Annotated in this window: 20 protein-coding genes and 1 tRNA gene; 14 read left to right on the top strand and 7 right to left on the bottom strand. The window is 39.2% G+C overall.

The window, feature by feature from the left end:
* Positions 1 to 11 precede the first annotated feature (11 nt).
* The 4 genes from hemB to mdoH all read left to right on the top strand — a co-directional run bounded on the left by hemB (position 12) and on the right by mdoH (position 7,697).
* A complete protein-coding gene (hemB, locus tag ATS71_RS10020) occupies positions 12 to 1,022 on the top strand; it encodes a porphobilinogen synthase (protein WP_058404702.1) in 1,011 nt (336 codons plus the stop codon).
* Between the two features lie 130 nt (positions 1,023 to 1,152).
* A complete protein-coding gene (locus ATS71_RS10025; RefSeq protein WP_058404703.1) occupies positions 1,153 to 3,885 on the top strand; it encodes an ExeM/NucH family extracellular endonuclease in 2,733 nt (910 codons plus the stop codon).
* Positions 3,886 to 4,144: 259 nt separating this feature from the next.
* Positions 4,145 to 5,764, top strand: coding sequence for a glucan biosynthesis protein G (locus ATS71_RS10030; protein WP_058404704.1), 1,620 nt, complete (start codon positions 4,145 to 4,147; stop codon positions 5,762 to 5,764).
* Positions 5,736 to 7,697, top strand: coding sequence for a glucans biosynthesis glucosyltransferase MdoH (gene mdoH / locus ATS71_RS10035; protein ID WP_058404705.1), 1,962 nt, complete (start codon positions 5,736 to 5,738; stop codon positions 7,695 to 7,697). Before ATS71_RS10030 ends, mdoH begins: the two co-directional genes overlap by 29 nt.
* 151 nt (positions 7,698 to 7,848) lie before the next feature.
* On the opposite strand, the gene fusA is transcribed toward mdoH, so the two are convergent.
* Positions 7,849 to 9,933, bottom strand: a complete 2,085-nt coding sequence (gene fusA / locus ATS71_RS10040) for an elongation factor G (RefSeq protein WP_058404706.1) — start codon at positions 9,931 to 9,933, stop codon at positions 7,849 to 7,851.
* A 505-nt stretch (positions 9,934 to 10,438) separates the two neighbouring features.
* Here fusA and ATS71_RS10045 point away from each other — a divergent pair.
* On the top strand, positions 10,439 to 13,417 hold the full coding sequence (locus ATS71_RS10045) for a DUF3857 domain-containing transglutaminase family protein (protein ID WP_058404707.1): 2,979 nt from the start codon (positions 10,439 to 10,441) through the stop codon (positions 13,415 to 13,417).
* Positions 13,418 to 13,778: 361 nt separating this feature from the next.
* Here ATS71_RS10045 and ylqF read toward each other — a convergent pair whose 3' ends face one another.
* A complete protein-coding gene (ylqF, locus tag ATS71_RS10050; protein ID WP_058404708.1) occupies positions 13,779 to 14,723 on the bottom strand; it encodes a ribosome biogenesis GTPase YlqF in 945 nt (314 codons plus the stop codon).
* Between the two features lie 91 nt (positions 14,724 to 14,814).
* Between ylqF and ATS71_RS10055 the strand changes: the two genes are divergently transcribed.
* Positions 14,815 to 15,351, top strand: coding sequence for a YaeQ family protein (locus tag ATS71_RS10055; protein WP_058404720.1), 537 nt, complete (start codon positions 14,815 to 14,817; stop codon positions 15,349 to 15,351).
* Between the two features lie 22 nt (positions 15,352 to 15,373).
* Complete coding sequence (locus tag ATS71_RS10060; RefSeq protein WP_058404709.1) at positions 15,374 to 15,979, top strand: PGAP1-like alpha/beta domain-containing protein; 606 nt, start codon at positions 15,374 to 15,376, stop codon at positions 15,977 to 15,979.
* Here ATS71_RS10060 and ATS71_RS10065 read toward each other — a convergent pair.
* On the bottom strand, positions 15,976 to 16,185 hold the full coding sequence (locus tag ATS71_RS10065) for a hypothetical protein (protein ID WP_058404710.1): 210 nt from the start codon (positions 16,183 to 16,185) through the stop codon (positions 15,976 to 15,978). The two genes, ATS71_RS10060 and ATS71_RS10065, sit on opposite strands and share 4 nt — an antisense overlap.
* Positions 16,186 to 16,515: 330 nt before the next feature.
* On the opposite strand from ATS71_RS10065, the gene ATS71_RS10070 reads away from it, so the two are divergent.
* Positions 16,516 to 16,989, top strand: a complete 474-nt coding sequence (locus ATS71_RS10070) for a Dps family protein (protein ID WP_058404711.1) — start codon at positions 16,516 to 16,518, stop codon at positions 16,987 to 16,989.
* A gap of 70 nt (positions 16,990 to 17,059) precedes the next feature.
* Here ATS71_RS10070 and ATS71_RS10075 read toward each other — a convergent pair whose 3' ends face one another.
* The 3 genes from ATS71_RS10075 to ATS71_RS10085 all read right to left on the bottom strand — a co-directional run bounded on the left by ATS71_RS10075 (position 17,060) and on the right by ATS71_RS10085 (position 20,699).
* On the bottom strand, positions 17,060 to 19,135 hold the full coding sequence (locus tag ATS71_RS10075) for a S9 family peptidase (RefSeq protein WP_058404712.1): 2,076 nt from the start codon (positions 19,133 to 19,135) through the stop codon (positions 17,060 to 17,062).
* A 133-nt stretch (positions 19,136 to 19,268) separates the two neighbouring features.
* Positions 19,269 to 19,838: a hypothetical protein gene (locus tag ATS71_RS10080; RefSeq protein WP_058404721.1), complete on the bottom strand. Its 570-nt coding sequence runs from the start codon at positions 19,836 to 19,838 to the stop codon at positions 19,269 to 19,271.
* Between the two features lie 204 nt (positions 19,839 to 20,042).
* Entirely contained in the window at positions 20,043 to 20,699 is a 657-nt protein-coding gene (locus ATS71_RS10085; RefSeq protein WP_058404713.1) for a cytochrome b/b6 domain-containing protein, read from the bottom strand.
* Positions 20,700 to 20,943: 244 nt separating this feature from the next.
* Between ATS71_RS10085 and ATS71_RS10090 the strand changes: the two genes are divergently transcribed.
* The 3 genes from ATS71_RS10090 to ATS71_RS10100 all read left to right on the top strand — a co-directional run bounded on the left by ATS71_RS10090 (position 20,944) and on the right by ATS71_RS10100 (position 22,664).
* Positions 20,944 to 21,648, top strand: a complete 705-nt coding sequence (locus ATS71_RS10090; RefSeq protein WP_058404714.1) for an AzlC family ABC transporter permease — start codon at positions 20,944 to 20,946, stop codon at positions 21,646 to 21,648.
* Positions 21,645 to 21,944, top strand: coding sequence for an AzlD domain-containing protein (locus tag ATS71_RS10095; protein ID WP_058404715.1), 300 nt, complete (start codon positions 21,645 to 21,647; stop codon positions 21,942 to 21,944). The genes ATS71_RS10090 and ATS71_RS10095 overlap by 4 nt, the downstream gene beginning before the upstream one ends.
* Positions 21,945 to 22,166: 222 nt before the next feature.
* The gene (locus tag ATS71_RS10100; RefSeq protein ID WP_058404722.1) at positions 22,167 to 22,664 is read left to right on the top strand and encodes a glutathione peroxidase; all 498 of its coding nucleotides are present in this window, start codon (positions 22,167 to 22,169) and stop codon (positions 22,662 to 22,664) included.
* 116 nt (positions 22,665 to 22,780) lie between these two features.
* Here the strand turns inward: ATS71_RS10100 and ATS71_RS10105 are convergent, their stop codons facing one another.
* Complete coding sequence (locus tag ATS71_RS10105) at positions 22,781 to 22,966, bottom strand: PA3496 family putative envelope integrity protein (protein WP_010558095.1); 186 nt, start codon at positions 22,964 to 22,966, stop codon at positions 22,781 to 22,783.
* A 381-nt stretch (positions 22,967 to 23,347) separates the two neighbouring features.
* On the opposite strand from ATS71_RS10105, the gene ATS71_RS10110 reads away from it, so the two are divergent.
* From ATS71_RS10110 to ATS71_RS10120, 3 genes are all read left to right on the top strand, one after another.
* Complete coding sequence (locus tag ATS71_RS10110; protein ID WP_058404716.1) at positions 23,348 to 24,145, top strand: YggN family protein; 798 nt, start codon at positions 23,348 to 23,350, stop codon at positions 24,143 to 24,145.
* Positions 24,146 to 25,027: 882 nt separating this feature from the next.
* Positions 25,028 to 25,171 carry a hypothetical protein gene (locus ATS71_RS18625; protein ID WP_160327102.1) on the top strand — a complete coding sequence of 48 codons (144 nt, stop codon included), beginning with the start codon at positions 25,028 to 25,030 and terminating at the stop codon, positions 25,169 to 25,171.
* 213 nt (positions 25,172 to 25,384) lie between these two features.
* A tRNA-Ser gene (locus ATS71_RS10120) sits at positions 25,385 to 25,475 on the top strand.
* Position 25,476 lies beyond the last annotated feature (1 nt).

The following is a 25,476-nucleotide window of genomic DNA, read 5'->3' on the forward strand; positions in this document are numbered from 1 at the left end:
AGCATAGCAATATGGCCCAATCTGGACTAGATCTTTTCCCCTACACACGTATGCGCAGAATGCGTCGCGATGATTTTTCTCGTCGTCTAATGGCCGAAAATCAACTTACTGTTAACGACCTCATTTTTCCTGTTTTTGTGCTGGAAGGTAAAAACCGCCGTGAATCCATTGAATCAATGCCCGGTATTGAGCGCTTATCTATTGATCAGCTTTTATTAGAAGCGCAAGAACTTACCGATTTGGGCGTTCCGGCCATTGCTATTTTTCCGGTAACACCTGCAGATAAAAAATCACTCCATGCCGAAGAAGCCTATAATGACGATGGTTTAGTACAGCGGACTGTTCGCGCTTTAAAAGAAGCCTTCCCAGAGCTGGGGGTTATTACTGATGGTGCATTAGACCCTTTCACTACACATGGGCAAGACGGTATTATTGACGATACAGGCTATGTAATAAACGATGTAACTACTGAAATATTAGTTAAACAAGCCCTGTCACATGCAAACGCTGGGGCTGATGTTATTGCCCCCTCAGACATGATGGATGGCCGAATAGCGGCTATTCGTGAAGCACTCGAAGCAGACGGGTTTATACACACTCGCATTTTAGCGTACTCGGCTAAATATGCATCTAGCTATTACGGCCCTTTCAGAGACGCAATTGGCTCAGCAAGTAACTTAAAAGGTGCCGATAAGAAAAACTACCAAATGGATCCTGCTAACTCTGATGAGGCAATTAGAGAAGTAGCACTTGATTTGCAAGAAGGTGCCGACATGGTGATGGTTAAACCCGGCATGCCCTACCTGGATATAGTACGTCGCGTAAAAGATGAATTTGGTGTACCTACTTTCGCATATCAGGTCAGCGGAGAATATGCAATGCACAAAGCCGCCATTGATAACGGTTGGCTAAGTGAAGAGGCCACAATTATGGAGTCTTTACTTGCTTTTAAGCGCGCAGGAGCTGACGGAATATTAACCTACTTTGCCAAACAAGCCGCGCAATACCTCACTAAAAAGTAAGTAATTGATAAAAAGGCGGTTAAACCGCCTTTTTGTTTACATTCATTAACATAATTGTATTATTTTTGTCATTTAGATTCTCTAAACTGGTGTCCCATTTTGGGATTTAAATACACGGGAATAATAAAAAATGTTAAAAACAAAAATAACGCCACTGGCGCTTGTACTAGCAGGTCTTAGTGCACCAGCGTCCGCCAACTTAATCATATCTGAGTATGTTGAAGGCAGCGGCTATAATAAAGCGATAGAGCTATATAACACATCATCATCAGACATCTCTCTAGGTGATTATACATTACAGCGCTACTCTAATGGTTCTAGCACTGTTTCTACTGAATTAACGTTAAGTGGTACTCTCGCTGCTAATAGCACTTATGTTATTGTTAATGCTGACTCAAGAGCTGATGCAGGCCTTATTTCAAAAGCAGATTTATCTGACTCAGTTGTAAACTTTAATGGTGATGATGCTCTAGTTTTAATGCAAGGCACAACTGTTGTTGACAGCTTCGGCCAGCGAGGTGTAGATCCTGGCTCATCTTGGTCAGAGGGTGGTGTAGAAACCGCAAACAAAACGTTAAGACGTAAAGATGGAATAGTAACTGGTCGTGTCACTCCAGATGCAAGCTTTAACCCTAGCGAAGAATGGACCCAGTTCGATCAGAATGAATTTACTGGCCTAGGTTCTCACGCGGGTAATGGTGGCGGAACAGATCCTGAACCAGATCCAATTGAGCCAATCGTATGTGCTGCTGATAAAACGCTAATTAGCGCTATTCAAGGCGAAGGTAACGAAAGCCCGCTAGTAGATACATTAGTAGAATTAGAAGGTATCGTTACTGCCGACTTCCAAGGCGATGATGAACTTAAAGGCTTCTTTGTAACTTCACTTGCCGCTGATGAGGATACAAATCCACTAACTTCTGAAGGTGTATTTGTTTACTTTGCAGATACCGATGTAAGCGTTGGCGATCACGTACGTGTTCAGGGTACAGTTGATGAGTACTTCGATTCAACGCAAATTTCTGATGTTGTTCAAGTTGCTGTATGTGCAACGGGTCAATCAGTAAGCGCTACTAAAATTTCTTTACCTTTAGCAAGCCAAGATGATTTAGAGGCCTTTGAAGGCATGCTAGTTACCTTAGACCAAGAGTTAGTTGTGACAAATAACTTTGGTTTAGGCCGTTACGGTGAAGTTGAGCTGGCAACTGAACGTTTATACCAAGGCACCCAAATTGCTATGCCTGGCGATGCAGCTAACGCTGTTGAAGTAGAAAACTTAACTAAAAAAATCTTAGTTGATGACGGTTCAACAACTCAAAACTCAGATCCTACTGCTTACCCGACTCCTGGTTTATCAGCAGAAAATACATTACGTACGGGCGATAGTGTAAACAGCGTAACAGGTGCATTAGCGTACAGCTTTAGCACATACCGTATTCACCCAACAGTTGCACCGCAGTTTATCGCAACTAACCCACGTGAGGACGCACCTGAATTACACCCTGATGCAGACCTACGTGTTGCAAGCTTTAACGTTCTAAATTACTTCAATGGTGACGGCCAAGGCGCTGGCTTCCCAACTAGCCGTGGTGCTGACTCACTTGAAGAGTTGGTTCGCCAAGAAGCTAAGTTAGTAAGTGCAATTAGCGCAATGCAGGCTGACGTTGTTGGTTTAATGGAAATTGAAAACGATGGCTTTGGTGAGTTTAGTGCTATTGCAAGTTTAGTAAACGCATTGAATGATGCTGACAGTGCAAACGAATATGCTTTTGTAGACTTTAATGTTAACCAAGTAGGTACTGACGCAATTACAACTGCACTTATTTACCGCGCAAATAAAGTTGAAGAAGTAGGTACTGCTGCTATTACAACTGCAGCACCATTTGATTTCAGCAACCGCACACCTATCGCACAAAGCTTTAAATCGTTAGAGTCGCAAGAAGTATTTACTGTTGCAGTCGCCCATTTAAAATCAAAAGGCGGTTGTGGTAGTGCAAGTGGCGATAATGAAGATCAAAACGATGGGCAAGCATGTTGGAATGAAATCCGTACAGAAGGTGCAAGCGCATTTGCTGATTGGTTAGATAGTAAACCAACAGGTGTAGACGACGAAGATATTATCTTAGTGGGTGATATGAACGCCTACGCGATGGAAGATCCAATTCGCAAATTTGACGAAAAAGGTTACAAAAATGTTGTGGCTGAGCTTGATGGTAACACACTAGCTTACTCTTACAGCTTCTCTGGCCGTGCTGGTAGTCTTGACCACGCTGTAGCTACAGAGTCTTTACTTAGCAAAGTCGTGGCAGCTAAAGATTGGCACATCAATGCCGACGAGCCTATCGTACTTGATTACAATGTAGAGTTTAAGAGCGAAGGTCACCAGTCAACGCTTTACTCAGAAAGTGCATACCGCGCGTCTGATCATGATCCAGTGATTGTTGATATCAAATCTGAAATTGTACTTACACCAGAAGAGCAAACCCCTGTTGTTGCTCCAGATCAAGTTTTCTCTATTGATGAAAACAGTGCTGTAGGTACCGTAATTGGTATGCTTGATTACGCAGATCCGAATCCTGAAGATTCACCTGTTGTTAAATTCATCATATCTGAGAACGATAGTGTCTCAATCAATGATCAAGGTCAGCTAATTGTTGCTGGTGAAATTGATTATGAATTTGAAAACCGAATCACGTTTACTGTACAAGTAGAAGATAGTGTTGGTAACGTATCAAAAGCTGAAAAAGTTGCTGTAAAAGTAAACAACTTACGTTCAGATGATGATAACGATGCAGGCTCTTTACTTTGGTTGTCTCTTCTTTTAGCACCACTTTCTATTGTGCGTCGCTTTAAAAAGAAATAAGTAACATAAAGTAATTAACAAAAAGCCGCTCTTGCGGCTTTTTTTATTCCTCTGTAAAAATAATTCAGACAAGCTTCAGCTATCCTCCCTTAATATCTTTTGTGTTAGGTAAACATATTTAATTTTTTATTGAATACAACTTTGCGACCCCCTCAAAGTCAGTACTTAACATCAAATTTAAATATTAATTTAGGCTTACCCATTAAGTAAAAAAATCACTTTTAAATGTGACCTAGCCGTTTTCATAAAGGAAGAAAAAATGAAGCAACTTACCCAACTAACAACACGATGGCAGTCTCATACTAAATCGATTTTGGGTTTATTTATTGCACTTTCAACATGTGCAGTTAGTAACCAAGTATTAGCAAGCACAACCAAAGCCTCTATTTCACAAAGTAGTTTATTTGATGTGATCAGTGCACGTGCAAAAAAATTAGCCAGTGAAGACTACAAGGCCCCTAACAATATTGAACTTGATTCACTAAATAACATTAATTATCAAGATTACCGCTCCATTCGTTTTAAGCAAAATCAAGCTGTTTGGAAAGATGATGGTTTGTATGAATTACAGTTATTTCATCCTGGTTTTTTGTACAAAACACCGGTGACAATCAATACTGTTGATAGCGACTCAACACACAGCAGGCTTCCTTTTAATACTGACTTTTATAATTACGATGGGACAAGCGCACCACTAAAGGATGAGTTAACTAAAAGCATGACCAACACACAACTTGGCCATGCAGGGTTTAGACTTCACTACCCTTTAAATACTGATAAATATAAAGATGAAATTATGGTGTTTCAAGGGGCATCTTATTTTCGTGTAGTCGGCCCAAACCAAGTTTATGGACTTTCAGCACGCGGTTTAGCAATTGATACAGCGCTCGCATCTGGCGAAGAGTTCCCAATGTTTAAAGAGTTTTGGCTAGTAAAACCTAAAGCAGAGCAAACTAATATTGTACTTTTTGCATTGCTTGATAGCCCATCAGTATCTGGTGCTTATAAATTTAATATTGATCCCACTACCAACACAACCGTTAAAATAGACATGCAAATATTTGCCCGTAAAGACGTGAAAAAGTTAGGCATAGCACCGCTAACCAGCATGTTCTACCACGGTGAAAACAGTACTAAGTTTTTTGATGATTACCGCCCTGAGGTGCATGACTCTGATGGTTTGTTAAGTCAATCACAGGATGATAAATGGGTATGGCGCCCACTAAATAACCCATCGCAACTAAGTGTTACGTCATTTGCATATGAAAACCCTAAAGGCTTTGGGCTTGCACAACGCGACCGTGACTTTAATAACTACTTTGACATAGAGGCGCATTACCATGATCGCCCAAGTTTGTGGATTGAACCTCTGGGTGAATGGGGCAATGGCCGTGTTGAACTAGTCGAAATTCCAACTAATACTGAAACTAACGACAATATTGTTAGCTACTGGGTACCAGAAAAACCCTTTAAAGCAGGTGATTCATTACAGCTGAGTTACACAATGAGTACGTTTAATAGCAGTTTAAACAAACATGAAAAAGCACATGTAGTTCGTACTCGTATCGGCAGTGCAGCCTTGCCGGGTGAAGAAAACCCGCCACCACAAAGTCATCGTCAATTCACTGTTGATTTTTCAGGCCCTGCTCTAGATGCTCTCTCTGAGCAACTTAAGTTAGATGCCGATATTCAACTTACCACAGGTGAAGTAAGCGATGTATCCGTTCAAAAGTTGCCTGATGGATACGGCTGGCGTGTTGCTTTTAAAATTGCACCACAAGATGACAGTCCGGTTGATATGCGCTTATCGTTAAAACTACGTAATAAAGAAATTAGTGAGGTATGGAGCTATGTTTGGTATCCAAATGACATCAAGTAAGCAAAACAAAGGAACACCTATGCCGTTTAAAACAGCTCGCATATGGCTTTTTGCAATTGCCGCTATATTCATATCAGGCTATGGCATATCAATCATGTTCGACATACTTAACTCTAACGGCATGACCCCACTTGAGTATGCACTACTTGTTTTATTCTCAATTACATTTGCATGGATAGTGACGGCCTTTTGTAGCGGTACAATAGGGTTTGTATTACAGCTATTTCGTATCGATCCACTTACCTTAAAGCGCATAAAACCAATCGCGATTCACGCCCAAGCTATTGCTAAGCAAAAAACAGCGGTTGTAATGCCTATTTACAATGAAGACACACACCGTGTAATTGCTGGTTTTGAAGTAAGCCTAGCGTCACTTAAAGAAACGGGACAGCTTGAACACTTTGATTTTTATTTGCTAAGCGATACACAAGACCCACAAATAGCCAACAATGAACTCAGTGCATGGCATGCACTGTGTGAACGCTTAGGTGATACCGCTAAACATATTTTTTACCGTCGCCGTGAAGACAATAAACATCGAAAAGTAGGCAACTTAACGGATTTTTGTGAGCGCTGGGGCAGTAAATACGATCATATGATTGTACTTGATGCAGACAGTATAATGACTGGCAAGTGTATGCTTGAGCTCACAACTAGCATGCTCAATAATCCGCAAGCGGGCCTTATTCAAACTATCCCTATTCCTGTTCGTCAAGATACCTTTTTTGGCCGTTTTTTACAGTTTGCATCAGTGCTTTACAGCCCAATGCTTGCTACCGGCTCTGCTTTTTGGCAAACCGATCAAGCTAATTACTGGGGACATAACGCAATAATTAGAATCGATGCCTTTATAAAATGTTGTGGCTTACCTACGTTAAAAGGAAATGCACCTTTTGGTGGTGAAATTCTCAGCCACGACTTTGTTGAAGCTTCTTTACTTCACTCAGCAGAGTGGGATGTACTGCTGTTATCTGAAATTGAAGGTAGCTATGAAGAGGTTCCAAGCAATATATTAGACTACGCAATTCGTGATAGACGATGGGTACAAGGCAATATTCAACACCTTGGTTTATTGTCATCAAATAAATTAAAGCTTATGAGTAAGTTTCATTTTTTACTGGGTGCCACAGCATATATATCGTCGCTTATTTGGCTGTCAATGCTCGCATTAAGTACTATTGATGCCGTTACCCGCGCACTTAATAGTGATGTGTACTTTAACCGTGCTTATCAATTATTTCCTACTTGGCAGATTGCAAAAACAGATTTAATTGATTCATTACTTTACCTAACCATTGTTATTTTATTACTGCCTAAGTTAATGGGTTTAATTGTCACCTTAATACATAGAAACAAGCGTTTTGGTGGGTCAATTAAACTCATAGCTGGTTCAGTCATTGAAACTCTATTTGCCGTTGTAGTGGCCCCACTAATGATGGTTTTTCATGCTTACTTTGTTATATGCGTGTTTTTAGGTAAAAAAGTAACGTGGGATGCTCAACCGCGAGAAGGCCGCATGGTGTCGTGGAAAGAAGCGTTTGGTTATACACTGTTTTCAACTCTCGTTGCAGTTGTTTGGGGCGGTATTGCTTATTACTTTACCCCTGTATTTTTCTGGTGGTTGTCCCCTATTTTATTAGGGTTGCTACTTGCAGCACCTATTGTTCGTTACTCTAGCAGTATTGAGTTTGGCATCGCACTCAGAAAACTAGGTATATTTATATGTCCGAGTGAAGTCGATAACGATAAAACGCTAGCTGCACTTAAGGGGCACCTGAAAAGCATATTAGTACCAAGTAAAGGACAATACCCTGAAACTTTACCAATACTACCCGCAGAGCAATTAACAACAATGCCAGTACAGCGCTTTCATCGTGTTCGTAAGCTTAAAATCAAAACCCTTAAAGCAAGGCTAATTAGAAAGTTTACTTAATCATTCTATAACACTAAAAAGGAGCACTCAGAGCTCCTTTTTTTCTGCTTAAAATAAACGCTAGCTATATATTAAAAAAGTCACTTGAAATAATTTTCAACCAATAAAAAACCCGCAACATGTGCGGGTTTTTTAGAGTTTAAAAGACTAATTACTTAGCCGCTTTTTTCTCTTTTTCTGCAGCGATTACCGTTTCAGATACGTTAGCTGGACATGGTGCGTAGTGTGAGAACTCCATAGAGAACTGACCACGGCCTGATGTCATAGTACGTAGTGAACCGATGTAACCAAACATTTCTGATAATGGTACGTCAGCTTTAATACGAACGCCTGTTAAACCAGCTTCTTGGTCACTTAGCATACCACGACGACGGTTAAGGTCACCGATTACGTCACCAACGTGATCCTCTGGCGTGAACACGTCAACTTTCATGATTGGCTCAAGAAGCTGTGCGCCCGCTTTAGGGATTGATTGACGGAAAGCGCCTTTAGCAGCGATTTCGAATGCAATTGCAGATGAATCCACGGCGTGGAAGCCACCGTCGAAAAGTTCTACTTCAACGTCAAGTACTGGGAAGCCAGCTAGCACACCCTCTTGCATCATTGATTTAAAGCCTTTCTCAACTGCAGGCCAGAATTCTTTAGGTACGTTACCACCAACAACTGATGATGTGAACGTGAAGCCTGAACCCACTTCGCCTGGCTTGATGCGGTAATCAATTTTACCGAACTGACCAGAACCACCAGATTGTTTCTTGTGCGTGTAGCTATCTTCGATTTCACGAGTGATAGTTTCACGGTAAGCAACCTGTGGTTGACCAACGATAAGATCTACACCGTAAGTACGCTTAAGGATATCTACTTTGATATCTAAGTGAAGCTCACCCATACCTTTAAGGATAGTTTCGCCTGAATCTTCATCAGTCTCAACTTGGAAAGATGGATCTTCTGCAACCATTTTACCGATAGCAACACCCATTTTCTCATTACCGCCTTTATCTTTAGGCTGTACAGCAATCGAGATTACTGGCGTTGGGAATACCATTGGCTCAAGTGTTACTGGGTGCTTAGGATCACAAAGAGTGTGACCAGTTTGCACGTTCTTCATACCTACGATTGCAATGATGTCACCCGCTTGTGCTGAAGTAAGCTCTTTACGCTCGTCAGCTTGCATCTCAACCATACGGCCAACACGCTCTGTTTTACCAGTAAACGCATTAAGGATAGTGTCACCCTTGTTAAGCTTACCAGAGTATATACGTACGAATGTTAATGCACCAAAACGGTCATCCATGATTTTGAATGCTAGCGCTTTGAAAGGTTCGTCTGCAGATACAATTGCGAACTCGCCGTTTTCGTTACCTTCTTCGTCCATAAGAGGTTGAGGATCAACTTCAGTTGGAGCCGGTAAGTAATCAACAACAGCGTCAAGTACTAATTGAACACCTTTGTTTTTGAACGCTGAACCACAGAACGTAGGGAAGAATGCAAGGTCACGAGTACCTTTACGGATACAACGTTTGATATCTTCAACAGAAGGTACTTCACCTTCCATGTACGCTTCCATTAGGTCATCGTCTTGCTCAACAGCAGTTTCGATAAGCATTTCATGGTATTCTTCAACTTTGTCAACCATGTCAGCTGGAACGTCTTCGATTGAGTAGTTTTCTGGAAGACCAGTGTCATCCCAAACGTATGCTTTTTTCTCTAATACGTCTACAACACCAACAAAATCATCTTCAATACCGATTGGTAAAGTCATGATTAATGGTACTGCACCAAGTACTTTACGTACTTGCTCAGTTACACGGTAAAAATCAGCACCCATACGGTCTAATTTATTTACGAAAATAATACGTGCAACTTCTGATTCGTTCGCGTAGCGCCAGTTAGTTTCTGATTGTGGCTCAACACCACCAGAACCACAGAAAACACCAACACCGCCATCTAATACTTTAAGTGAACGGTAAACTTCAACTGTGAAGTCAACGTGTCCAGGAGTATCGATAACGTTGAAACGGTGATCTTTCCAGAAACAGCTTACTGCCGCAGACTGGATAGTAATACCGCGCTCAGCTTCTTGATCCATGAAATCGGTAGTAGATTCACCATCATGAACCTCACCTGTTTTGTGGATAGTACCTGTAAGCTTCAGGATACGCTCAGTAGTAGTGGTTTTACCCGCATCAACGTGCGCGAAAATACCAATGTTTCTGTACTTCGATAAATCTGCCATTATTTTACTCTTAATAAAGTCGATAAATTATTCGGCGGGAGTATAGCATTACTTAAAGCGAACATCACCATAGAAGTCGCTTAAAATGCAATCAATTCACTATATTTTTTTTACAAAGAGAATATATTAACGGCACAACACGCTGTTTATTATATAAACCAATAAAAACGTTAGGCTTTATTTCATAAACATAGCGATTTAGATAATGCTTTTTAATTTTGTATCGATGACCTAAAGGGCATTATTTATATCAAGTATATTGTTATGTTTAGTTATTTTTATTGCAGCCGCGCCCTTTAAGAAATAAATAAACAGTCGTAAATTCTTTCATATACACATTTAAGAAAGGTTTATTTAATTAAAATCAAAGCAGAGCGAGCATTTAAAAATAACACAATACTAAAGCTCTTCACATTTCATTCAATATGGTAACATCGATTAAAAATAGGCCACTATATGAACCCAAACGTGGTATAGCTTTAATAAAAAACAATAAGAATTAACAATGAAACGGAAATTTCTATCCTTTACCTATTGGCTGCTAATATGTAGTTCTTTTCTGATTAATGTACCTGCTTATGCTACGCAATATAAAATAGATGTACCTGGTGATTGGGTCAACCTACATGACGTAAAACAACCTCAGGTAAGTGATATGACAAAAGTGCGCGATGGCACACTCTACCTATTACTCGACAACCAAACCTATGTCCCCGAACGTCAAAAGCAACAACGTTACACACGCTTAGTTATGCAAGCACTTAACCAAAGTGGCGTTGACTACATAAGTCAACTAAACCTAGATTTTGACCCAAGCTATGAAAAATTAACCCTGCATACACTTTCTATTCTCAGAGAGGGCAAACGCATCGATAAACTTTCAACTGCGAGGTTCTCGGTTATCCAAAGCGAATCTGACCTAGCTGATAAAATTTATAACGGTAGGCTGTCTTTAAATATTATTGTTGACGATATGCGAAGCGGAGATATGCTCGACTATAGCTACAGTGTCACCGGCAGCAACCCTATCTACGACAATAAATTTAGTACTCGGCGCACTCTTAGATGGTCTGTGCCTGTAGTGCAACAAAACATGCGTGTTTTATGGGGTAAGCAAACACCTCTTAATATAAGAACAATGAATGGCAATGCCGAAGTAAAACAAACAAGTAATCAATACGGTACTGACTACTCTATTTCTGAGTTTGAAGCGCCGTTACTCACACAAGACTCTGAAACACCCACATGGTACAACCCGTACATGCAAGTTTACCTCTCTGAATATAGCCGTTGGGACGAGGTTGTTAATTGGGCATTACCACTTTATGAGTCAGCAATCGAAACACCTAATAGCATTAACGCCGTAGCACAATCTATACAGGCACAGCATACTAATACAGCCGATAGAATTACCGCAGCATTACGCTTTAGCCAAGACGAAATACGCTATTTAGGTTTAGAAATGGGCACGAATTCTCATCAGCCAACACCTGCTTCAGAAACGCTATCTTTACGGTATGGTGACTGTAAAGACAAAACAGCCCTACTGATTTCGTTATTAAAAGCGATGAAAATAGAGGCGCACCCTGCCCTTGTAGACACAGAAGAAACAAAGCGCTTAATAGATCTACCGGCCACCGCAAGTGTTTTTAACCACGTTATTGTTACGCTTACTCACGAGGGTAAACGCTATTGGTTGGATCCAACCATTAGTTATCAACGAGGTACACTTGCCTATTTAGCACAACCTGATTACGGTTATGCCCTTATTATAAAAAATGGCGAAAGTACCTTAACCTCTATGGCACAAACGCCTGTGCATAAAAAGGTAATAGTAAACGATCAATTTTATATCCCGAACACTGTAAAAGAGCCTGTCCATTTTACCACCGAATATTCTTATGCCGAGTTTCAAGCTATTAATCGCAGAAGTAATTTAGCGCGCAACGGGCTAGACAGCGTTGAAAAATCATACCTTGAATACTACCAAGGTTTTTTTGACGAGCTCAAAATCGACAAGCCTATGGAGGTAAGTGAAGACAAACAAACAGGCCAGCTTATTACTAGGGAGTCGTACCTTATTGGCCAATTTTGGGAAGAAACCAGAGACGGATATGAAGCTGACTTTTACGCTTCTGAAATACAAAACAGTGTTTACGAGCCAAAACAAACTGATCGCACAAACCCATTTTATTTTGAATACCCCAACATAATTGATACCCGCATAAAGCTTCATTTTACAGAAAAGAACTGGGCGTTTGATAATAGCCAAGACGAAATTGATAACGACTACTTTTACTTAAAAACATCTGTTAATTTTAGTGATAATATTTTAACGCTAAGCTACCACTTTTATTCAAAACAAGACCATATTCCTGCTGACAACATAAACGATTACCTAGCGCAGCGAAACAAGCTTATTTCAGCCACACACTACTCAATTTTAAAGTACGCCGACAAAACTGAAGTAGCTCAAACAACAGCCGACATACTCGATAACTTAGGAGGTAACTGGCTTAAATATGCACTCGCCGGTTACCTTTTATTGCTTATTTTCTTCTTTGCAGATTGGCGACTCGAATCCGCCAAGCGCCCTACTTTTGAAAATAGCCCATTTTACGCGGTATCGGTCAGTAAATTTATTATTTACAGCATTTTAAGCTTAGGTATTTATATTAATTATTGGTGCTACCGTAACTTCAAAGCTATAAAGCAACAAAACAATGCCAACATAATGCCTATTGCCCGCGGTATTTTCGCCATTTTATGGTATTACCCGCTTTATCAAGCACTGAAACAACACAGTGAATTGCAGTCAAATAAAAGTAAACTAATCCCTAGCTGGGGGGCTGCTATTTCATTTTTATTAATACTTGCAACCACATTGGTTTACCGCATGGAAGAGTACGCCACTATCGCATTGCTGGTTATGCCTTTTCTATGGCTTCCATTAGTGAGTTACATAGAGCATGCAAACACCAACCAAAAAGCGTTGCACTACCACTCTTACTGGCGAGTCAGACAATACCTTATATCACTAGCGCTTGCGCCAATATTACTATTTGGTGTGCTTCAAGAAGCTAATATTTTACCTAATAGCGCTATAATAAAAGGAAATAATTTATGGGCCTATCAAACTCATTATCTAAAACGACATCGCTTAACACCCGAGAATGAAGACGTTCTCTATTTTTATAGTGATGCAATATTTGATTACCGCAATGATGGTAATGGCATCACTAAAAATTATATTTTTAGTTACTACAAAAACGATGCTGGACAGCTTGAATCAGACCTGAGTCATTTTAATGACATTGATAAAATAGAAATCTCATACGGAAAAACTGAGCTTGATAACACCACTATTAAAGTAATAAAAACAGATGGAAGTGACTTTTTACTTATTGTTAGCAGGTTTAATAAGCTCGATGAAGTGCTCGTAGATAAAATAAATTTACGCTTAAGTGAAAATAAAAAAGAATAGTTATTTAACGCTAACATACCGATTTTTAAGAGAATAAAAAACGCACAGCAAGATAATGATAATTATTTGCATTTGAGTGTTGACAGCCACGCAAATCTAATTGATAATCACTATCAACAAGGCGAAACACTGCCTTGTAACGGAATGAATAATTTGTTTCTCGACCCTGAAACAACGTGTGGCTCACGTTAACTGCTATGGTTACTTGTTATTAACCGCAACGCCCCTTGATGTTGATGATAAGTAACCGCCCTACTATTTTACTTGCTACATTGCTCATATCGGTGACGGTAGATATGAAACTAAAAAAGCCCTTACGGGCTTTTTTTATGTCTGTAATTTAGTGCTCTCAGCCTTAAAATTAACGACGATTTTTACGTGCACGTGCTCGGCGTTGTTTTTTCTCTTCTTCTTTAGCTGCTTTTTTCGCTTCAGCGGCGGCGCGTAACCCAGCAACCATTATTTCTTCTTCTTCACGCATCGCTGGTGTTTCCATGGTAATACGACCAATAATGCCATCACGAAGTTCGTTAATAAGTATTTCAGACATTTTATACGTGTCTATTTGGTTACCACCACGAATACAGCCGCGCTTTTTACCCGCCATTTCCACAAATTCCCAATCGTTTTCTGGCAATTCATCTAATTTATAACGCGTTTTTAAAAGATCAGGATAAGCATGCAATAAATACTCAGCGGTGTAACTTGCCACCTCTTCGTATTCAAGTGCAGTGTCGCGTATTGCACCCGTTGCACCTAAACGATAGCCTGAGTTTTCATTCTCTACTTTTGGCCAAAGCATGCCTGGCGTATCGTACAGCATAATGCCGTCTTCAAGCTTAATGCGTTGCTGAGCCTTGGTAACCGCAGGTTCATTACCCGTTTTTGCCACTATACGGCCAGCTAATACATTAATTAACGTAGATTTACCCACGTTTGGAATACCCATTATCATGGCTTTAATTTGTTTGTCGGCGCCCACCTTATGCGGCACTAACTTTTTACAAAGCTCATTAATACGGTGTACTTCAGCGGCCTTATCATGTCCAAAAGCAATCGCTTTAACACCACTTTCTTGCTCAAAATAATCTTTCCACACTTGAGTCATTTTAGGATCGGCTAAATCAGCCTTATTTAAAATTTTGATGACCGGTTTGCCTTCGCGTAAGGTTGTCACCATTGGGTTTTCGCTACTATAAGGAATGCGTGCATCAAGCACTTCAATGATCACATCCATTTGTGGCATTATTTCTTTAATTTCATTTCGGGCTTTATTCATGTGCCCAGGGAACCACTGGATAGCCATTTTTAACTCCTAACGTATATTTAAGCGCTATTTTAACTGGCAATTCATTTAATTGCGCTATACTGGCGAAAATATTTTTAGATTAGTTGTTATGGCTCTTAAATCAACCATTATGAAGGCACAATTATCGCTTAGCGATATGGATCGCCATGTTTATCAAGATACAAATTTAACTTTGGCTCAGCACCCATCGGAAACTGACCAGCGGTTGATGATCCGCCTTCTCGCGTTTGCACTTAACTATTGTGATGGTTTAGAGTTCACAAAAGGGTTGAGCGCTGATGACGAACCAGAGCTTTGGCACGTTAATTACAGCGAAGAAATAGAGCTGTGGATTGAACTGGGTTTACCAGACGAAAAGCGCTTAAAAAAAGCCTGTAATAAATCTAAAAAGGTTGTGCTTTATACCTATGGTGAGAACAACCAAGCAATATGGTGGCAAAAACACCAACCAAAATTGTACGAATTTAAAAATTTAAGTATTTTTAGTTTAGACTATGTAGCAACACAAGCACTTGCAGCCCTAGTTGATCGCAACATACAGCTTACAGTCACCATTCAAGATGGTGAGGTATGGGTGAACACTGATAATACGAATATTGAGATAAAACCACAGCAATTAATGTAATTGCATTTGCTTTAGGGGTTATATGAAAGTTAAACACGTTATTGTTTTACATGGCTTGTATATGTCTGGCTTTGTTATGCGCCCCCTTTGCTCTAGATTAGAGAGCTCAGGCGTTAACGTGTTAAACCTTACATACAATACGCTTGACCCAAATCGTGATGCTATTTTTACACAAATAGATGAGTTTATTGGCAATGAACCAACAGCTTTAGTATGCCACTCTATGGGCGGATTAGTAGCTAGAGCTTACTTAGAAGCTAACTCAGGCGCCAGCCAATTCGTTACAAAAGTAGTAACGCTTGGTACCCCCCATCAAGGCAGTCACATCGCACAAAAAATGAAGCAAAAAGGATTTGAGGCTTTTTTAAAAAATAGCGTTGAGTTTTTACTCACGCAAAATGGAAACTGGCCATTTAAAGCTAAGCTTTATAGTATTGCCGGCGACCTCCCAATCGGCTTAATGCCTCTCATTGTAAAAGGCAGCAAGTCAGACGGTACCGTTCTTCTTGACGAAACTAAACTCAAAGGTATGGCTGAACACAAAGTCTTTCACTTAAGCCATACCAGTATGATTTACTCGCGTGAAGTGGTCGATTATATTTTAAAATGCTTAGGCGAAGGCAGTTAATCTTCTGCTGCCTCAGCTATTTTATAACTTAGTAAAACTATAACTCCAAGTACCAACGGAATTGGCGCAGCTATATAACCAAATACGTTTGAGTTAGCAATACTTGCACCCGCTAAATGAGCTACCAAACCGAGCACAAATGCCACCAGCGCAATGCATACTACTATTAACTCTGCTTTATTTTGTTTGCCTGTTTTTTCGTGCATGTTCACTCTCCTAATAAATCCAACATCATTATTATGCGCTTTAAAAAAGAGTGATTTTTGACCTAAATCAAAAAATAAAATAACAATTTTAATAACACCTTCTAAGCTTGTTTTAGATCATATTTTACGCAACAAACTACCCTATATAAAAATGAGGTGAATTTTAATAATTACACCCCATATCTATATATATTGAACAGAAACGTTTTCATCCGTCGCTCAATAGGTTTTAACTATCAACTATATAGATATAAACAGTTTTACTAATCTAACTTAAAAAGTAATACTTTACTCAGGTTAACAAACAATCGGTTTTTTAAGGAGCAAGTTATGTCACAAGTAAATGCAATTGGTTTAAACAGCAAAAAAAGCGACGATATTGTAAAATCACTTAATACTCTGCTGAGCAGCTACCAAATACAGTATATGAATGCTCGTGGTTTTCATTGGAACATTAAAGGCCGTAACTTTTTTGAATTACACGTTAAGTTTGAAGAAATTTATAATCTGTTACTTTTAAAAGTAGACGAAATTGCAGAGCGTATTTTAACGCTCGATGGCGCGCCATTACATGCATTTTCAGATTACCTTGAAGTCAGTGAAATTAAAGAAGCAAAAGGCATAAGTGATGGAGTTACTGCCGTAGAAAACATATTAGCGGGCTACAGTACATTAATTAAAAAGCAACGTGAGATTTTAAACCAAGCGGGTGATGCAGGCGATGAAGGTACAGCATCATTAATGGGCGACTACATCTCTGAACAAGAGAAGTTAGTTTGGATGCTAAAAGCTTATTTGGATTAGGCTAAACGTTATTCTTATTTTGAAAGCCTCAGCTAACACTGAGGCTTTTTTGTTTATTTAACAAAATGTATCATTCAACCAACGCAATAAAAAATGCCATTTCAAGTGCTTTTTCTTCCAAGCTTTTAAAGCGTCCAGATGCGCCGCCGTGACCTGCATCCATATCAGTTTTAAATACTAAAATATTATTATCTGTTTTGTATTCTCGCATTTTAGCAACCCACTTCATGGGCTCCCAATATTGTACTTGCGAGTCATGCAGGCCTGTAGTGACTAATATATTAGGGTAATTTTGTGCGCTTATATTGTCATAAGGCGAATACGCCTCTATTACATCATAAAATTGCGGATCGTTAGGATTCCCCCACTCATCATACTCGTTAGTGGTAAGCGGAATGCTTTCATCAAGCATCGTAGTCAGCACATCTAAAAATGGCACATGACACCCTACACCACAATATAACTGTGGGGCTTGATTAAGCACGGCGCCCATAAGTAAGCCCCCCGCACTGCCGCCTGATGCAAAAACTTTGCTACTGTCACAGTAGTTTTGTGCAATCAGCGCCTTCGTTACATCAATAAAATCACTAAAACTATTTTGTTTATGTGTTTTTTTACCTTGCTCATACCAATTGCGGCCTAACATTTCGGAACCACGCACATGTGCTATTACATAAACAAAACCACGGTCTAGTAAACTGAGCGACGTGCTAGAGAAGCTCGGATCAATGGTGTAACCATAAGCTCCATAACCATATTGAAACAGTGGATTGGTGCCATCTTTATTAAAACTGTCTTTTCGGTATACAACAGAAACAGGAACTTTAACGCCATCACGCGCGGTAACCATCAACCGCTCAGATTGATAATCAGTCGCGTTAAAGTCACCTAGTACCTTTTGTTGTTTCAATAAGGTTTTTTTACCCGTTTTTAGGTCAACATCGTATAAAGAACCCGGAGTGGTTAAGCTTGAGTAATAGATGCGCGCCGTTATAACATTTGGCTCTGGGTTCATTGCAACAGCAGCGTAGTAACAAGGGTCGTCAAACTCAAGCGCCATACGCTCGCCTTCTTTGTTTACTACAACAAACCGTGCTTGACCTTGTTCACGCTCACTGAGTACTAAAAAGTCATTAAATAACTCAACGCCTTCAAGTAATACATGCTCTCTGTGGGCTGTATGCTCTTGCCACTGAGTTTTATCGGCAATGGTCTGCTCGGTTGCTGTCATTAACCTAAAGTTTTTAGCTTGCCAGTTAGTGACGATGTAAAACGTATTGCCTAGCTTATCCACATCGAACTCATAGCACTCTTCTCGCGGCATAAGTGCACTAAAATCACCTTGCGGATTATTTGCATCAAGCACCCAGGTGTCGTTCGACTCAGTAGACGCCAAGTCTATGATAATAAGACTTTCATCGCGACTTTTACCCAGTCCCATAAAAAAGCTGCTGTCGTGTTCTTCATATACCAAAACATCTTGATCTTGCTCACTTCCCAGCTCATGTCTAAACACTTGGTAGCCTAATAAAGTTTGCAGATCTTTTTTGACATAAAAAACGGTTTTATTGTCGTTTGCCCAAACAACTTGGCCTTCTGTATTTTCAAGCTCATCTGCAAGCATTTCGCCTGTTGATAAATTTTTAAAGCGAACGTTATAAATACGGCGACCCTCAGTATCTTGTGAATATGCCATAAGCTGCTCATTAGGGCTTAATGCAACTTCCCCAAGGTCAAAAAATTCAAAATCTTGTGCAAGCTCGTTTACATCTAGCAAAAGGGCTTTATTTTCAGCTTTAATACTTGTGCTACGATAATGACGCGCATATTCATCGTCACCTCGTACTTCAGAGTGATACCAGTATTTGCCATCTTTAACTGGCACAGAATTGTCGTCTTTTACAATGCGCGCCTTTAACTCTTCGAACAAGGTATTTTGCAAGGGTTTAATGCTTGCTAATTGCTCATCGCAATAGTTATTTTCGGCTTGTAAGTGCGCAAGTACTTTTTCATTTTTGCGCTCATCATCACGCATCCAATAGTAATCGTCGATCCGCTTTTTATCATGAGTAATGAGTGTTTTAGGCTGCTTTTTAGCAACAGGGGAATGAGGCAATACGCTTAAAGAATAGTCTGAACTAGGCACAAAAAACCAAATTTAAAAAATAATAATGTTCGCAGTTTATCATAAAAATAAAAAGCCCACTCAATAGTTGAGTGGGCTTAAAGGTAACCGATTTATTCCTAAACCTGTAATACCTATGGGAAGAAACATGTTTTTACCTAGTTGATAATTGCAGCCAAGCCATAGCCCAGCTTTTACCTATACCTGGTTCAAATATTGACTGTGTATCCTTTGCCTTTCGACAAAACTCATTAAAAGGCCAAGGCCTACATTGATATATGCAACCATCTTTTGGCTGTAATACTTTAGTACCCGCGTTATAGCGTTCGCTATGTTCAGGGTAAACATACTCATAAGGTTGCGTACTTACTTCACGCTCGTCGCATTTCGCAATACAATGAAAGTCAATATGAGCTTTGTATATACCGCTACTTTGCAATGCAAATATTTTGTTATTCCGATAAGCGACGATTAAACCTTGTTCCGTCATTTTTCCTGCATTAACCAAAGGAATATGAACATTAATGTGTTCTGCTATCAAACGCGGCCAAGCGTGAGGCTCCCCTTGTTCAAACGAAGTAATTTTAAAGTCAAACGATAAGCTAATTAGCTCTCCTTGCATGTCGTAAAAGGTTACTTTCACCACATCACCAATAAATAATTGAGTGTGATGATTTAAGCAACCAATTGTTGACCATTCCCCGCAGGCCAACGACGTATGCATAAACACGGCAACACCTTAAGAGTGACATAGTTTATTCATTATGAATAAACAAAAAGCACCAATAACAACAAGTAATACAGCCATACTACGAACAGTTCACTTGTCAGCAAAGTCCTAATTATATGCATCCACTACTTAACAATCAAACAAAAGAATGTAACCGAGATTTACAACCAGTCATTAAGTATTGTTTTAAAAACCAATTCATCCAAATAAGTACTGTAAAGGCTCTTGCCCCCAAGTAAATGCAAGCAATAACAGTATGCCTACAAATATAACCCACGCGAGCCAAGGCGACTTAGTTACGGGTCTTTCTACATCGGTTGATTTTAATGCCTTTTCTCCGGTGATCATTGCTTTGACTAAAGGCTTACCTTTGATTCGGTATACAACAATTGCCGCTATGTGCAAACCTATTGCATACAGTAATATGTCAAAATTGAGGTGATGCAACCAATTAGCAAAATCTACTGCATCACTCGATACATATTCAACAAGCGGGCCGTCAGTTAAAATGCCATCACTGCTCATCAGCCCGGTAATTAATTGCGTTGAAATGAGCGCAAAAAAAGCAAGGACCATATAGCTTCCAGGGGCAGAGTGCCCTATGGTGTCTACCGGCTTTCTGAGACCCTGAAACAGAGCCTTAGGTGAGTGAATCAAGCCACTTAATTTCGCTGTTCTACTGCCAACGATCCCCCATACTATCCGCGTTACAATGAGCGCTAAAGTAAAGAATCCAGCAACAAAATGTAGCTCAATCATCCCCTCTTCTACACTAAAATATAAAACGGCAATACTTATGACTAACAGCCAATGAAAACACCGAATAAACCCATCCCATACTTTTATTGTTGTCATTATATTTACCCTATAAAAAACATTATCATTCAATAATAATTAATCTGAACCCTAGCTAGAGATTTTCAGTGAAAACATAAAAGTTTATGCGTTACTAACTGGCCTAATGCAAGTAAATTCAACCAAGTTAGCACTGCAACTAACTGCTTGAGAAAGATTTATTATCCAGAGCTCATGTTAATCACTTTCACCTTATAATAAGGTATCATTATCTTCCATTCTACAAGCCAGCAAGGTAAATGCTATGCAACCAGTTAAAAAAGCGATTATAAAAGGCTTTTTAGATATGCTTCCGCTTTGCTTAGCCGTCATTCCATGGGGAATATTATGTGGTTCTTTAGCTATTCAAAATGGGTTTACTGCACTTGAAACGCAAGCTATGTCGTTACTGGTTTTTGCAGGATCGGCTCAACTTGTCGCGATTGAACTTATGGCGGGCAACACGCCCTTGCTGACCATATTATTCACTACGTTTATCATTAGCTCTCGTCATTTTTTATATGGGCTTGCTGTCAGGCATAAAGTGATTGATCAGCCAATGCGCTGGCGCTTACCTGTTAGCTTTGTATTAACCGATGAATTATTTGCCTTTTCTCACCACCGCAAAGCTTATCGCACACAAGTGCGTTTAGTTTATGCGCTAAGTGCAGGCTTTAGTTTTTATATTGCATGGAATATTTGGACATTAATAGGCATTGTTGCAGGCTCTATGCTTCCCGATTTAACTAACTTAGGGCTCGACTTTGCAATTGCAGCTACTTTTATTGCCTTAGTTATCCCAGGTATTAAAAATGCCGCATCTTTAGTCACTGTTATTGTTGCAGGTGTTACTGCTACATGGTTAAAAAGCACAGGGTTTGAGTTATGGCTAGTGTGCTCCGCATTATTAGCAATGAGTGCTGGTTATACAACGGCAAGACTTTCAGCTAAAAGGGAAACTAAACCATGATGACCACTATTTTACTTATGGCCTGTATTACATTCTTTACCCGTTACTTGTTTTTACACCGCTCACTACCTTTTAAAGTAGGGCCCAAAATGCAGCAGTTTTTGAGCTTTAGCGCACCGGCCGTTCTTACTGCTATTTGGGTACCTATCGTATTTTTGAACGACGAAGGCATAAATTTGCATTGGCAAAACCCTTATTTAAGTGCCGCTATTGTAGCCATTCTTGTTGCTTATAAAACGCATAATATTTACTACACAACACTTGCTGGTATGGGCTTGTTTCTAATATTAAATTAAGGTTTATTGACCTCTTAACATTGAATGTTTAGTAGCCTAGGCTGTTAACTTTTTTTTGCCTACATAGATGTAATCCAAGGGTGTGAGAAGGGCGCGGAAACCTTATTCACTTTTTACTTAGAACACGGGTTTTTATACCTCACGGCACGATTAAATTTTATACTTTATGTAACCCTCTTACCGCGTTAAAATATGCTCCAACAAAAAAAACAAGAAGCCACTATGCAAAAGTTTCATCAATTAAGCGCAACAAGCCTACAAGGACAACCTATAAACTTTGATGACTTTGAGGGAAAAGTTGTCCTCATTGTTAATACAGCAAGTAAATGCGGGTTTACCTACCAATACGCATCTTTACAAGCGCTTCATGAGAAATACGCCAGTCAAGGGTTAGTGATTATAGGTTTTCCGTGCAATCAATTTGGCCAACAAGAGCCAGGTGATGCCTCGCAAATAGAGCAAGGGTGCTTAGTAAATTACGGGGTCAGCTTTTTAATAGCAGACAAAGTTGATGTGAATGGTAAAAATGCACACCCTGTATTTCGATTTTTGAAATCAGCATTACCGGGGTTTTTAACTCGAAAAATAAAATGGAATTTCACCAAATTTTTAATTGCAGCCGATGGCACGCCAACTAAACGCTATGCCCCTTTTACCAAGCCAGAAAAGTTAGAGCTAACGATACAAAAAGCATTAACTAAGGCTAAAAGCGCGCAGTAAAAAGTAATAAAGAGGCAAATAGCCTCTTTATTGCCAATTTCACAACCTATTAAGCGCACATGCCTGTGCACTTAACCGGCGGTTATTTATTGGTAGTGTATTTATACTAGTGCAATTTAATCGATGTAATCGCTTAAGTCATCTTCGCCTAGATTTTTACGCAAACGTTTTTGCTCAAGGTAGTCTTCCAACTTTTTCTTAACCTTTTGCTTGTTTTTATCGTGTTGATTTCGACCGACCATTTCGTATTCGTCTTCAACAAAATCATCATCTAGCGCATCGTAACTAAATGTCTTACCCACAACCCACTCCATAAAGTGTTTGAGACCAATTACGCTTTAATTAATGTAATTGGTAAATTAAAAAATTTAACACCAATATGCTGTGCAAATTAGCATCAAAGTAAAGCCACAAAGCTATAGTAAATAGCCTTCATGTCATTAATGTGAATAAATAGCGCTAAATTGCAATTGTGGAAAGTGAGAGTTTTTTATCGTATCGATAAATTTTTTTTATAAATTTATATTCGTTGGTTAAATTCGCCAAAATATAGCCTAATAATAAAAACAAAACAGACCATCAACCCCAACAAAAAATATAAACTATTGCTTTTGTTAATAAAAAAATAGTGGCACCAAACTTGTTATTAGTTATTTGTTATCAACAAAAAATAGAGTCATCAAATGAAAAAATTACTATTAGTTAGCGCATTAATCTGTACACCTGTTGCTATGGCACACAACGACAGCGATTCAACAATTTCATTTAGCAACGATCAATGCGATGTGGAGTTTAAAAATGATGTTCGCATTAAGCCAAACGAACTAGAAATTTTTACAGCACAAAATCAAGCTATGCAATTTAACAATAACGGCGATTTAATGGTAAATGGTGAGTTTGTTGCACTTAATAACTCACAGCGCCAAGCACTTACTCAATACTCTGATAGCTTACGCACACAGTTACCGGAAGTCGCTAATATTGCATTAGACGGTGTAAAAATTGCCGGTGTCGCTTTAGAAGAAGTAGGCAATGCGTTTAACATTAACGGCTTAGACGATATGTCGTCGTTAATGGACGATATACGCTTGGAAGTAGAAAACACGTTTTATCAAGAAGGCACCTTTGTTATGGGCCAGCAAAGTTTTAACCAATTTGGTGAAAACTTTGAACACCAGTTTGAAAAACAAATAGAAACTGCCGTTGAATCAGCAGTAATGCAATCTATGGGCAGTATATTGGTCGCGCTTGGATCTGAATTATTAGGTTCGGGTGGTGATATGGATGCATTTGAAGAGCGCATGGAAAACATGGGCGCACAAATTGAAGAAAAAGTAGAGTTACACGCAAACAATTTAGAGCAACGCGCTAATTCACTGTGCGGTAATTTTGCTGAAATTGCAAAACAAGAAGAGCAGCTAGTAACGTTAGTTCCTGAGCTAGAAGGGTATCAATTATTTACCTTTAAACACGTTAAATAACCCGCACTTTATTCTCCCTATTTAACATCCCTTCAGCAGCATTTTATTGAATGCTGCTTTTTTGTATCTGCTTTCTCTCTTTTCCCTCGTTTATGTTGTTCGGCTCAGATTACGGGGCATTGGTCTGGTTAGCACTTGCCTTAGTAAACAGCTTTGTGGCTTTATACAGATACAGACTTTGTTCACCCTTTTACCTACTTAAATAATAAGTATAAACACAGCGTCTTTGCGTTAGCTTTCTCACTTTTAACGTTTTTATAAACTTAAATTTAGCTCATACGCCTTACTCTGTTTTTGATAACACTAGCGCTTTAACCACCCAATTTAGAGTCGCTGCGCAAGGCTAAAGTATTCAGTAAACGATTAGCTCTTAAATTAATGCCCTTAGCAAAAAGCTGAGCGGCTCCATCCCCAGTTAGACACGTTTAAACGTAACTAACACTAAAGCGCCTACCTTAAAGTAGGCGCTTTTTATTTACTAAAAGCCCCAACATTGAAAAAATTATATTTTTAGGTCAATTAATATTTTAAATATTAAATTAATAACGATTTTTTATTGCACTGAACACTCCTATCAAGCGCCATGAAAAATGCCATAAACATTACAAGTAAAACCAAAATAAAATAATCTGAATAATTACCCAATAAAAATAATGGAATATGCATAAATAAAAAGCGAAATAAAAAATAACCCTTATTGAGCAACAACTTAAATAATATATAAAAATCAAAAAATAGAAAAAACACAATTAAACACTTAGTTAACAAACGTCAATTCAGATAAATATAACTAATGCCTCACATGTAATTTTTATCGTTTTATTTTTGTACGTTTCACATGCAAAATGCGCATGTTTTCAACAAACCTAAACCCGGAGCCAAATGATGAACCCTATAAATACATTAAACCAAACAGCAAACACACAAATTGCAGTTAAACCAACTAACCGAAAAGCAAAAATGCTAGCTAGACTTAATACGCTTGGTAAAAAACTAGCACTTGGCGGCGCAGCTCAGTACAAATAATCATCCAACCATGATTATTTTTTGGTGCAGCCAACACCCAACCACTAAAAACCTTTTTTAGCTCCCTTTGTTTGCTGCAACCTCTTTATTTTATTAAAAATAGTATTAATTCCCCTCTATTTACAAAAAAACACGCATTTACGTCTATTTTTTAGGCAAACAAACATTTTGCTATTTACACACCCCCTCCACCTAAGTATTATTCTGCGTCACGGAGAGATGGCAGAGTGGTCGAATGCACCGGTCTTGAAAACCGGCATAGGTTTGTAGCCTATCTAGGGTTCAAATCCCTATCTCTCCACCAT

This window comes from Pseudoalteromonas sp. H71 (genome assembly GCF_001468485.1).
Taxonomy (GTDB): Bacteria; Pseudomonadota; Gammaproteobacteria; order Enterobacterales; family Alteromonadaceae; genus Pseudoalteromonas.